The sequence below is a fragment of the Viscerimonas tarda genome (assembly GCF_054601255.1).
Genome location: NZ_BAAHWV010000014.1, coordinates 17,176 through 28,959, shown reverse-complemented (window position 1 = coordinate 28,959; position 11,784 = coordinate 17,176). Strand labels below are relative to the sequence as shown.

Here is an 11,784-nt window from a genome sequence, read left to right as displayed (position 1 = left end):
AGGCTTAAAGGCTTTCAGCCTTAATCTAACGGTTATGTCCTGAGGTTGTGCAATAAACACTACAAACTCTTGCAGCAAATAAGGGCTATTTATACGTTAATTTATTTCTTCTTTCTGAACAAAAAAGAGGTGATTCGTTTTGTTATCCAACCCATAACAAATGGCCGTGCAATATTCCAAACCGAGGGGAAAGAAGAGAGTATTGAATTGCTGACCAATGATGTGGAAGACGAGGATATACCAAATAAAGAGGCAATAGACTTCCTGGCCGTATTGAATACGGAGGAAACCAAGAGAGAAGCAAAATTATTTTTTACATAGTATATATTTTTCCCTATCCGCGATTCTATACTGTTGCATTCTTCCCGAAGCCGCGTCTTTTCGGCTCTTAATTCTTCCAATGCTGATAATTTATTCTTCATCTTTCTCTATTTTTCTGATTACAGATATAACTTTATTGGCTATAAATCGTCTGAATCGCTTGGCGTTCAAGGCATATATAGGCAGAACTACGAGCGACACCAAAACAAGGACGCCGAATCCCAAAGCGTAACTGTGGAGGTATTCGCCCAGAAAAAAGCCAAGAGCCAGCAGAAATAGAAAAAAGATATTGAAAATCAACACAAGAATTATCAAACTATAGGCTATATAGGAACCCGATACAGCGATTTTTTCGTACGACTGTAATTTAAGCAGTTCTATTCTTTTGAGTATATAGTTTGATAAATCAGCCTTGATTTGTTCAAAATAAGATTGTAAATCGTTGTCGATTTGATTATCCTTTTGCATCTGTATTTACGTTATTGTTCAAGGTTTCAGCCTGTTCTCTGCCTTTATTTACAGCATCCTTCACATTCGATTTCACTTTACCTACAAGATTGCTAATGTCTTTCAACCATTCTTCTTTCTTATCGGAAGCGGCCACATACCCTACGGCTACGCCTATTGCAGCGCCTATTGCCAAAAATAATAAATTGGAACCAGTCTTGCTCATGTTGTTGAATTTTTAAATTATTACTTTAATTCAGTTGCAATGTACTACTTTAATTACACACAAATACCGGAAGTGTGCAATTTTAACATAATTTAGTTCGTTTTTAAAGGCTTTCGCCCAAAAGAGTGGCAGATGTACTGCCTGTTACTTTAACTAAAACAAACTCACCTACCCTATGGTTCGCCTTATCGAAAATAATTACTTTATTTTGAGACGAGCGACCAAAAAGTTGCTCCTTCGACCGCTTGGAAAAACCTTCGACCAGCACCTCAAATACTTTGCCTGTATCGCTTTGGTTGTTTTTGAGGGACAGTTCGTTCTGCAAATTGATAATTTCCTGCAACCGCCTGATTTTTACATCCTCCGGCACATTATCCACCAGTTTTTTAGAGGCATAGGTGCCGGGGCGTTCCGAATATTTGAACATGAAAGCCGAATCGAAACCGGCGGCTTGCATCAACGACAAGGTTTCCTGATGATCTTCTTCGGTTTCGGAGTGGAAACCGCACATGATGTCGGTCGATAGTCCGCATCCGGGTATAATTCGCTTGATGGCTGCAATGCGGTCGAGATACCATTCCCTGTCGTATTTGCGCTTCATAATGTCCAGCATCCGGGAACTTCCCGATTGCACCGGCAAATGAATAAACTTACACAGGTTGTCGTATTTTGCGATAACTTCCAGGGTTTCGTCCGTCATGTCGGTAGGATGAGAGGTGGTGAAGCGGATACGCATGTTGGGAGCGGCTTCGGCCACCATTTTCAGCAAGTCGGAAAAGTTGGTAACCGAACCGTTATCCTCGTTAAAGCGGTACGAATTCACATTCTGCCCCAACAGGGTAACTTCTCTGAAGCCTCTGTTTTTGAGGTCGTTCAGTTCGTTCAATATGCTACGGTGATCGCGGCTCCTTTCCCGTCCACGGGTGTAGGGCACTATGCAATAGCTGCAAACTTTGTCGCATCCGCGCATAATGGAGATAAAACCCGATATGTGATTTTCGCCTATCCTGAGCGGAATCACATCCTTATATGTTTCGGTTTTCGACAGGAGTACATTAATCGCTTTTTCGCCTTTTTCGGCGGCGCCCACCAGGTTGGGCAAATCCATGTAGGCATCGGGACCTACAACTACATCGGCGTGGTGATTTTCGATAAGCTCTTCCTTCACCCTTTCGGCCATACAGCCCAAAATACCGATTATCAGGTTTTTCTTCTTTTTGCGCCTCAAGGCATTGAGGTACTCCAAACGCTGGATAACCCGTTGTTCGGCATTGTCCCTCACCGAACAGGTATTAATAAACACGGCATCGGCGCCATCCAGATTGTCGATGATGGAATATCCGGCCATTTCCATTACGGAAGCAACAACTTCGCTATCCGCCACGTTCATCTGGCAACCATAAGTCTCGATGAACAATTTTTTGTCAGTCGTGGATTTAAAGTCCAGTCCTTGATTGTTAGTCATAATTATATTTTATAATAATAGCCCCTCCAACCTCCCCGTAGGGGAGGCTTCTAAATCCTCCCTGCGGGGGGTGGGGTGGCTTAAATAAACGAGCTCATCCATTGATGGAATCCTTTGCAGAAGCCAACGATACCAATAATCACCAGCGCTATTCCCAGTATCCGGTTAAACAAAACAAGCCCACGCAGATTGAAGCGTTCTCTGAATTTATTTACAATGTAGGATATAAAAAGCCACCAGATAGCAGCGCCTATACCAATACAAAAAATACCTGCCAAGTGAGCATAGAATGAATACTCGGAAGCGATAAACTGAAATTGGGCAAACAAGGCGATATAGAGAAAGAGGATGCCGATATTGCTGAGATTCAGAAAAAACGACGATACAAAATCTTTCCAGACCGACTCTCTTCTTCTGTTCTGCTTTTTTAGTTTTTTTGAGGGATTCGAGCGGGATACCACATAGCCCAAACCCATAAGCACCATGCTGCCCAGCACGAAAAGCGGGTTTTGATTCGCTTCAACAAAATCTATGATAAAGCTCATACCCAAACCGGCGATGATTGCAAAAAGAACATCCGACAAAGAAGCTCCCAAACCCGTAAACAAGCCATGCATACGTCCTTCGTTCAACGTACGTTGCACGCACAGCACCCCAATAGGTCCCATTGGAGCGGAGGTTAAAAAGCCGATTAATAATCCTTTCAGAATGATTTCACCCATCAATAATTCTTTACAACCAGATACTATTTTGACGTTCTTTCAGTAAACAAAGATAATACCTATTTCGGTAAAATACCAGAAAGATAATTCTAAAAATGTGCAGAATATGTATTTTAAACACTTAAGCGCCTATTTTTTAAAACGATAAGCGGATTAACAGTTTGAAGTTTCAGGTTCAAGATTCCGTAGGGGCGTATCGAATACATACATGTCCACTAAAAAAATAAGATTTAATTGAGTGTCATTTTGATGGGCGGTAGGTATGACAGACAGGCGCACAAAAAAAATCAGGGCTACCCGTCACGGTCGCCCCAATCTTTCAGTTCTAGTTTTTTACTTCTTCGAGTCGGTCTTCTCTCCCTGTCCTGCCGGGCGGGCGATGGAATCCCTCATATCGGTATCGGCTTTGATATTCTGCATTTTGTAGTAATCCATTATGCCCAGGTTTCCGTTGCGGAAAGCTTCGGCCATGGCTTTTGGCACTTCGGCTTCGGCTTCTATCACTTTGGCGCGGGCTTCCTGTGCTTTGGCTTTCATTTCCTGTTCGAGGGCGATGGCCATGGCGCGGCGTTCTTCGGCGCGGGCTTGAGCGATGTTCTTGTCGGCTTGTGCCTGATCCATCTGAAGCACGGCCCCGATGTTTTTACCTACGTCTATGTCGGCGATGTCGATGGAAAGTATTTCAAATGCTGTTCCGGCGTCAAGGCCTTTACGAAGCACCAGTTTGGAAATAGAATCGGGATTTTCCAATACTCTTTCGTGGCTTTCGGACGAACCGATGGACGATACAATCCCTTCGCCAACGCGGGCCAGAATGGTTTCTTCACCGGCTCCACCCACCAATTGCTTGATGTTGGCACGCACGGTTACACGGGCTTTGGCAATCAGCTGAATACCGTTTTTAGCCACCGCAGCCACCGGAGGAGTGTCAATCACTTTCGGGTTTACCGACATTTGCACGGCATTGAGCACGTCGCGTCCGGCCAGGTCGATGGCTGTTGCCATCTGGAACGACAAGTCGATATTCGCTTTCGAGGCCGATACAAGGGCGTGCACCACTTTTTCGACATGACCGCCCGCCAGGTAGTGGGCTTCCAGTTCGTCGCGGGTTATCGACCTGAGACCGGCTTTATGCGCCTCAATCATTGCATATACAATAGTACGTGGCGGCACACGGCGGATACGCATTAAAAACAATTGGATAAGAGAAATCCTTACTCCTGCCGAAATGGCATTAATCCAAAGGAAAAACGGAACATAGTAGAAGAAAATCATCAACAATACTATGACCACAAAAACAATAACTACCAATAAGAAATCCATAAATAACGGGTTTTATAATGTAAAACTTTAGTTCAACGAGCAAATATACACATTTTTTGGAGAATTTTCGGTTTTTGTGGGCTATATGTCAGGGCAAACCATGAAAAAAGTCCGAATAGGCTAAGGCTATACTCTACAAGCATTTTCATGCGTTTGCCCAAGGCTATAATGCTTTTTGATTCGTCCTTGAGCAATCCCATCCACATGCATTAACTTTGTTTTCGTCAAGGTATGGATGTAAATACCGGAATCATATTACTCCCGTTTGATAACGGCAAAAGGCAGTTTTTGACTGCCTTTTGCTGTTATTTTTACGCTTCTCTTCTTTGTTCAATGAAACGTTTTTTGTTTTTCCTTGTCCTGAAAAGAACAACACTTATGTATAGCAATAACATAATCAATACGTTGATTGCTCCTGAACTTGTAACAGGAATTACAACCTCTCCTATTCCAGGCCCGCCACCGGGTTTGTCCCGCAAGTCTTTTTGCCCTGTCAGTTGTTGAATCCTATCCATTGCAGCATCGGAAGGCAATTGGGCGGAAGGTAATTGGGCGGAAGGCAATGGAGCGGAAGGCAAATCCCAGCCATCGTTCAAAACGCCGGCAGAAGCGTCCACTGTTGTATGTGTGCCTATCAACAGGCATACTAATAATATATATTTAAATTTTTTCATCGTTATATCCTCTTTGTTAATACGAGTTTGAGATAAAAGAGATACAATTTCTATTATCTCAAACTCATATTAATAATCCTATTTCGTAATTATTTTTTTTGTTATCAATTCGTTATTGCGAACTATCCTCAGAATATAGATCTGGTCGTATCCCAAATCTATCGTATAAGAATGCGATTCCTGCTCGGTTCGGAATACACTGAGGCCTGAAGCCAGCATAATATCGACTGATTTTATCAACTCTTCGGAGTCGATGTATAGTTTGCCTTTGTCGGTTCTTATACTTAAGCCTTTGTTGTTGTCGCGGTTAGCGTCGATACTATTGCCGGTAGCTGCAAATTTTAATGCAAAACGGTTATTGATCTCATAGAAGTCTGACGAACCGGTTCCGGCGAGCGTTGCCTTGTAGGTCGGATTAAGGCTGAGGTCTATTTCCTTATCGCCGTCCAGCAAGTAAGCTTTGCGCCCGAAAGTGGCTATGCCGGAGAAGTTAAGCTGTATTTCGCCGGTTATGTTGGTACGGATACCGACAGGTATCTCAACGTCGTTGAAATCGCCCGACAGGTTGATGGCCATCGGCATGGCATCCGAAGAGAGCGTATAAACCGATACCTGGGCTTTGCTGTCGGCATTATCGTAGAAGAGCTTGAGCGCATCGTCCTCGGTATATGCGTTGGACGAACCCGGATAATTGACAAGAACAGTCGTATTGCTTACGTTGCCGATACCGGCCTTGATATACATGACGCCCGAAGGTATCTCCGCTTCTTTGGCGCTCCTGAGCGTATAGCTGGCGCCCCCGATATTCTCGGTAGTGGTCATAGTCGATTGTTGATACATGAAGCGGGCATCCACATTGTTATTAGCCGGTATTATCCGCCCGATAAACGATTGCAGTGGCGCTACATACCGGTTGGCTCCGCTCGGAGCATCAAGAGGATCCGAACTGTCGGCTACCCACCACCAGGCGCCCTGTCCGTTTGATCCGGCTGCAGGAATAGCTTTGTAAGTAACAAACGCATCATCTGTGCCCGACCATACCTTGTATTCGCTGGTTAGCAAACCGGTATTCGCCGTCAAAAACGCGGCCATATCCAGGTAAGCCACAAACGGATTGGGCAACATAATCAATTCGAAACCGTTGTACTGGAGATTCTGGTGGCTGAAAGGCCTGAGTTCGAACTGATCAGCATTTTTATCCGGATCGAGCCCGTTGTCTTCCACAATGAAGCGGTTGCTTACTATCGCGCCAACGGCATTCGTTCTGTTGAGTACGACAGACGTGGAATCTCCGGCATCTCCTCCCCAAAGGCCATGCACCCAGTAATCGTATTGGTCATAACGACTGGGAAAACGGAAAGGCGTACTTGTGTCTATATCTTTGTCAATCCATACATTGAACGTTTGTCCCAGTCCCAGAGGAACATCTGCTGAGCCGAAAGGCTGAGTGAACATTTTGGCCGTTGCCACGCTGCTGGGGTCGTCGGGGTTTTTCATCTGGAACGCATTCATATACACTGCCGGACCGGGGTTGATTATGGGCTTGCCTGCTGCGTTAAGCAGCATGAAGTCGCCCGAGTAAGTTCTCCGCAAGGGAGCTGAGTACATCACCCAGCGGTCGCGCTCGGAAGCTTTGAAATTTACTTCCACCGAAGCCGAATCGTAGGTAAGATGGTGGGTGTTACCCAGCATGGTGCGGTCTTTCAGCGATACATGCACGGCTGTCCCCGGCTTGTTCAGGCTTGGGTATCCGCTGGTAATGCCGCTCGGCACGTCCACATCCGTACATGCAGACGGGATGTAGAGGCCTGCCGGGCCTTCGACTCCACCTGTAACCGCCACCCAGTTGTTCGGGTCGTGCCAGTCCCTGTTGCTTGCCCCGTTTTTCCAGCGCAGCAGTACCGGTGTTCCGCTGCTGCCGCTAATCGCACGCAGGGTAAGGGTATAGTCGGGGAAAGTAACGTTATCGTAAGGAGCCGGCGCCTGTGGCCTTAGCTTGAAGGTGGTATCGTTGCGCAGGATAAATGTGCCCGGGCCGACGGTCGAAATGATCTTATCTTTCCCGTCCCTCCAGATGAATGTGGTTCCCGCCGGCTGTACCTTGGCGGCTACCGTCATTTGCGTGCCCACACATGTGCTAAAGTTGTTGGTTGTTGTTTCAAACACGTAAATGTATATTTTTCCTTGTTTGGTCGCAGAACAATTTACCGAATAGTCTATCTCGACAACGCCGCCGGGATAAGTGGCCGGCGCCTTGTAGGTTACTATTTGGCCGTTTGCACCGCTCACCGATAATACTCCCGCGCCTGCGGCAGGCGGAGTAACAGTAACAATCGGATTGGTACACGAGAGTGGCAATTCGTCGTTTGCCAGCACGTCAAACGTTATCTGCTGATAGGGCTTAACAACAAACACATCGCTATTGAGAACAAAGTCCGAAGCATACGCCCAGTTATCCGCCCAGTTACATTCATTGTAAATACTACCCCTCCATTGGCCTCCAGTATAGGAACCGGTGGCATAGTTGGCGTCGGATACGCGAATGATATAATCCATTGAAGCTGTTACGGTCAGATTTATTTCAACCGAATCGCCGGGGAATATATCCCGGCCGATAACGCCGTGTGCCACATGATTGGCGCTGGTTACCGTGTGTGCCGCGGAAGCGTTCCCGTTATAAACGGCATACGCATTGTTCCTCCCCAAGGTTGCCGTACCCAGGTTCTTTATCTTAATGGCAAGAGTCGTTCCGTTTAGCTTGGCCGAAACAACCGCATCAGGCAGCTTGGCAACAGGATAGGCTATGTATATCGAATCGGCAGGATTGCCCGGAGTTCCACCCGTTCTCAATTCTCCGAATACAGAATACTGCTCCACTTGTGTTAGGGTATTGTTATAGATGGAGTGCTCGAATGGAGCGTCGCTGCCGAACTTCTTGTTGAATTTGAGTTTCGGGCTTAAGGGGTCAAACACGGTTGATGGTACAGTCAGGTCTTCGTTGATTTTCAGCGGCGAATACATAAACTGGTTCCAAACCATAGGCGCCGGTGCAAACTTGATACCGGCGCCGGTATTGGCTTCTACAGCATATAACCAACCTGTATTGACAAATACTATATCACTAGCTGCCGTAACCACCATATCGGCGCTGAAGTCGCCGTTTATATCTGCTATAACCGGATATTCGAAACCGGTGTAGCTTTTTACCGGTTCCCGGAATCTAACCAGCGAACCCGCAGTAGTTGGCTTATCGTCATTTTTCACATAATAAGGCGCATCGACAGAAATAATCCGTAAATAACTTTCGTCTCGGTAGCATATACCCTGACGTCCGTCATTGTCAAAATCAAACAGCGTAAAACCTGTATTGATAGACCTGTCATTTAGTTCTGAGACAAACGACACTTTCATTCGCTCGTTTATTCTGCTATCGTCATCGTCCCATGTAAATGACATCATAACGCCATTAGCGCTGCTATCATAATTCATATAGTAGTTATCGCCGCTTTTTGTTAATTTTGAAATAAAAGCCGCATTGTTTCTTATATTCGGATGCAGCCTCGAGTTAGCAGAATTTGTATGGTGGATTCGATTATTTGAGTTAGTTCCTTCATACAATTTTCTTGTTATAAATGTTATTTCGGGGAAGCGCTTGCCGTTTTGCTCCAGCCCGTCCAAATCCCCGATAAAGAGATAGGAGTGGTTACCCTCGGTTGCTCCACCGGTAGGAGTAATTGTCCGCTGGGCGATAATAGAAGGAACGCCTGTTCCCGGAATGATGTTTCCGCTAGCATCTAACTGGAGGAAACCCGGATTATACACTGTAAGTATAAGGGGACTACTAGAGTCGGTAGTTCCCGGTGTGCGGGTCAAAACCACTACTTCCGGAATGCCGTCGGCATTGATGTCTGCCACAGCCGTATGGCCGTCTCCCAAATAGTTACTCGAACTGTAAGGCCATCCCACATTGCTGCCGTTTATATCGTTTTTTACACCTTTCCTGACGGCGTAATACACGCCTGCCGGCTGGTTGTAGTTCCAGCCTCCTGTTCCGTCGGATGGGAATGTGATATTATAATACACTTTTCCGCCTGCCGCGATGTCGTATTTACCGTCTTTGTCGAGGTCGTAAATAAAGGCGAAAGGCACGTTCGTATCACCAGCGCCTGTCCTATTGGAAGTTGCTGTCCGGTCGCGACCGACAAACGCCCTGTTTTCAATATTGGAATAAAGTGGCGTCATATAGTTACCGGTTTCGCTTGTGCTGTCGGCAGGGCCCAAGCCTTCCAGCGCCAGCTTCAGCTTACCTGTTTTAGCGTCGTAAATCTTATTATAAACATATATCTCGGGAATGCCGTCGCCGTCAAAGTCCACTAACTGAGGCAGAGGCGTAGAGAAATACTGATAGTTGTTGTAATAGTATCCGCCTGTGTCTGTAAAGGCGCTACCGGCTTCGCCCGCAGTAAAACTCCATGAGGCGCTGGCTGCTGTGCCGGTTTCGCTAGCTGCTGACCAGTCGTATCGCTTGTCTGATACCCATTTGATTTTCAGGTAATTGCCATTGAGTTCGCTGGTGGCGCTTCCGGCGTCTGACTTGCCGGAAGGAACATTCGGCAAGCCTTTTCCACTTTGCGGATTCAGCTCGTAGCAAACCAGCCGTTTGGCCCATTTGCCGTTAACAGTTGTGCCTGCCGTACCATAGGCGACTACAATTTGCCGTGTATCGTTGTTGTCCACATTCATCAGCAGCAACGTACAGGGAGTACCATGGTAAGACTCTGCATAAGTATAAGAATCTATTGCCAGCCTTTTCTTTACCAGCAATTTTCCGGTTTGCCCGTCAAAAATAAGCAGGAAACGGTTGCATACATCACTTTCATAGTCGCCCAATAATCCACGACGGCTCCGCGACAATACTACTATTTCGGGTTTACCATCACCATTGAGGTCTCCCACCAGTGGAATATCAAAAACGCCTACCTGACGGTAGTCGTCGCCATCACCCATATTCGTATTTGTCTGATTTGTTTCAAACAGGATGGAGGCTCCGAATCCGGTTGATTGAAACTTTGTGTAACAACTCAATGTGTTTTCGTCGAAGTAGCCCATAGGCATACTTTGTGCAAGAATGTTGTTACAAACACTCATGATAGCCATAACACACACAATGGCTTTTAAAATAATTTTCATCGTCTTGTTTTTAGTTTGTTTATTTTTCAATCTCATAATCGGCAAAGTTATAATCAAACCTTAAAATCTAAAATTTCAAATCCCTCAACGATTGTATTTGTAAGGGATTCATTGATGAATTATAAGATTTCATCATATTAAAATACAGATAATCAATTATATATAATTATTTATACATTTTTCTATTGTTTATATTGTAAATATTATTATCTTACTAATTCATCGCTTAAAATTGGTAGTTTGCAACTATTTACTTAATTTTACTGCGAAAATCAGAAGGCAAATACAATTTATCTAATGAAATAGGAATATGGCATGGAATAGTTCTTCCGAGTATGAGAGGTTGTTTAAACTATTTATGAAGGGCGCTTTGTGCTTTCATACAGTGAGACTTATCATCCTGTTGCTTTTGAATAGCGGCGTAAATTATGTTAATACATGGGTTATCGCATTGATATTTGTTGATATAACGGCCATTATTGTCATTACTGTTACCCCCTCGTTATCATTTATCCAAAAGCTGAAAAAAATATATATATGGTTTATGATAGTCGCCGCATTCCCACTATCTGTCTATTATTTTTCTGCCAATACATTAGCGGCAACCTTCGACTATATCAATATTTGTATTTGCGGATATATTTTATTTTTTGAGGAAAACACATTTAAATGGGTGATTCAGTTTTCGAGCGCCTATTGGCTGCTGATTCTTGGTTTTGTGTCATTATTTATATATGATAGTTCGATGCTTTATGATAGTTCGATACTTTATCGTGGCGACGCTTTTATCAAAAACCATATTTTCGATACAATTGAAATAGCTTATACTGTTCTGTTTGTTTGTTTTTGCTTGTATTTTATCCATCGCTTCCGTCAAATGGAAACCGACTATCTCCTGAAGATTATCCAATCGGCGGACAAGGGGAAAATAAACCGGTTGAAAGAAATCGAAATCGAAGAAGAAAACAAATTTACTGCTATATATGCCTTGATTGAGGAATATTTTAAATCGAAGCAGCCCTACACAAATGGCGATTTTAGTTTAGCGCAGATGGCGAATGAGTTGAATATCAGCAGCAGCTACCTGTCCAAAGCCATCAACTGTCGGAATGGCATGAATTTCAACCGTCTTGTCAATTCTTACCGGATAGAAAAAGCCAAGGAACTGGTGCTGTCCGACTCCCAAAAATACACGATGGAATACATTTACCTTTCTTCGGGCTTCAAAAATCATTCTTCGTTCAACAAGGCATTCAAGTTGTGTGAAGGAGTTACTCCATCCGAATACTACAAACAACACAAGAAATGAGTTGAGGGTTGAACTTTTAACTAGTCGATGGCGGGAAGAATGCAAATTGCGCAGATTGCGCGAATTTTCGCAACTGATTTGATGAATTGACTGATTTTAAACAATAT

Annotated in this window: 9 protein-coding genes; 1 reads left to right on the top strand and 8 read right to left on the bottom strand. The window is 44.6% G+C overall.

The features are described from left to right. Positions 1-101 precede the first annotated feature (101 nt). The 8 genes from ACYPWY_RS07930 to ACYPWY_RS07895 form a co-directional block, all read right to left on the bottom strand. Positions 102-422, bottom strand: a complete 321-nt coding sequence (locus ACYPWY_RS07930) for a hypothetical protein (protein ID WP_459684929.1) — start codon at positions 420-422, stop codon at positions 102-104. Continuing rightward, positions 412-789, bottom strand: a complete 378-nt coding sequence (locus tag ACYPWY_RS07925; RefSeq protein ID WP_459684928.1) for a hypothetical protein — start codon at positions 787-789, stop codon at positions 412-414. The genes ACYPWY_RS07930 and ACYPWY_RS07925 overlap by 11 nt, the downstream gene beginning before the upstream one ends. Next, the gene (locus ACYPWY_RS07920) at positions 776-994 is read right to left on the bottom strand and encodes a YtxH domain-containing protein (RefSeq protein WP_459684927.1); all 219 of its coding nucleotides are present in this window, start codon (positions 992-994) and stop codon (positions 776-778) included. The genes ACYPWY_RS07925 and ACYPWY_RS07920 overlap by 14 nt, the downstream gene beginning before the upstream one ends. A 103-nt stretch (positions 995-1,097) precedes the next feature. Beyond that, positions 1,098-2,459 carry a tRNA (N6-isopentenyl adenosine(37)-C2)-methylthiotransferase MiaB gene (gene miaB, locus ACYPWY_RS07915; RefSeq protein WP_459684926.1) on the bottom strand — a complete coding sequence of 454 codons (1,362 nt, stop codon included), beginning with the start codon at positions 2,457-2,459 and terminating at the stop codon, positions 1,098-1,100. Between the two features lie 80 nt (positions 2,460-2,539). Beyond that, positions 2,540-3,181, bottom strand: a complete 642-nt coding sequence (locus ACYPWY_RS07910; protein ID WP_459684925.1) for a LysE family translocator — start codon at positions 3,179-3,181, stop codon at positions 2,540-2,542. 333 nt (positions 3,182-3,514) lie between these two features. After that, a complete protein-coding gene (gene floA, locus ACYPWY_RS07905) occupies positions 3,515-4,504 on the bottom strand; it encodes a flotillin-like protein FloA (protein ID WP_459684924.1) in 990 nt (329 codons plus the stop codon). A gap of 311 nt (positions 4,505-4,815) precedes the next feature. Then, positions 4,816-5,178 (bottom strand): hypothetical protein, encoded by a 363-nt coding sequence (locus tag ACYPWY_RS07900; protein ID WP_459684923.1) that lies wholly within the window; start codon positions 5,176-5,178, stop codon positions 4,816-4,818. 78 nt (positions 5,179-5,256) lie between these two features. Next, positions 5,257-10,368, bottom strand: a complete 5,112-nt coding sequence (locus ACYPWY_RS07895; protein WP_459684922.1) for a hypothetical protein — start codon at positions 10,366-10,368, stop codon at positions 5,257-5,259. A 310-nt stretch (positions 10,369-10,678) separates the two neighbouring features. Between ACYPWY_RS07895 and ACYPWY_RS07890 the strand changes: the two genes are divergently transcribed. Then, positions 10,679-11,677, top strand: coding sequence for a helix-turn-helix domain-containing protein (locus ACYPWY_RS07890; RefSeq protein WP_459684920.1), 999 nt, complete (start codon positions 10,679-10,681; stop codon positions 11,675-11,677). The last annotated feature ends 107 nt before the right edge of the window (positions 11,678-11,784 follow it).

What these genes read in the sequence shown, in the direction of transcription:
- ACYPWY_RS07930 (WP_459684929.1), bottom strand. Translation starts at nt 422, where the DNA reads ATGAAGAATAAATTATCAGCATTGGAAGAATTAAGAGCCGAAAAGACG.
- ACYPWY_RS07925 (WP_459684928.1), bottom strand. Translation starts at nt 789, where the DNA reads ATGCAAAAGGATAATCAAATCGACAACGATTTACAATCTTATTTTGAA.
- ACYPWY_RS07920 (WP_459684927.1), bottom strand. Translation starts at nt 994, where the DNA reads ATGAGCAAGACTGGTTCCAATTTATTATTTTTGGCAATAGGCGCTGCA.
- miaB (WP_459684926.1), bottom strand. Translation starts at nt 2,459, where the DNA reads ATGACTAACAATCAAGGACTGGACTTTAAATCCACGACTGACAAAAAA.
- ACYPWY_RS07910 (WP_459684925.1), bottom strand. Translation starts at nt 3,181, where the DNA reads ATGGGTGAAATCATTCTGAAAGGATTATTAATCGGCTTTTTAACCTCC.
- floA (WP_459684924.1), bottom strand. Translation starts at nt 4,504, where the DNA reads ATGGATTTCTTATTGGTAGTTATTGTTTTTGTGGTCATAGTATTGTTG.
- ACYPWY_RS07900 (WP_459684923.1), bottom strand. Translation starts at nt 5,178, where the DNA reads ATGAAAAAATTTAAATATATATTATTAGTATGCCTGTTGATAGGCACA.
- ACYPWY_RS07895 (WP_459684922.1), bottom strand. Translation starts at nt 10,368, where the DNA reads ATGAAAATTATTTTAAAAGCCATTGTGTGTGTTATGGCTATCATGAGT.
- ACYPWY_RS07890 (WP_459684920.1), top strand. Translation starts at nt 10,679, where the DNA reads ATGGCATGGAATAGTTCTTCCGAGTATGAGAGGTTGTTTAAACTATTT.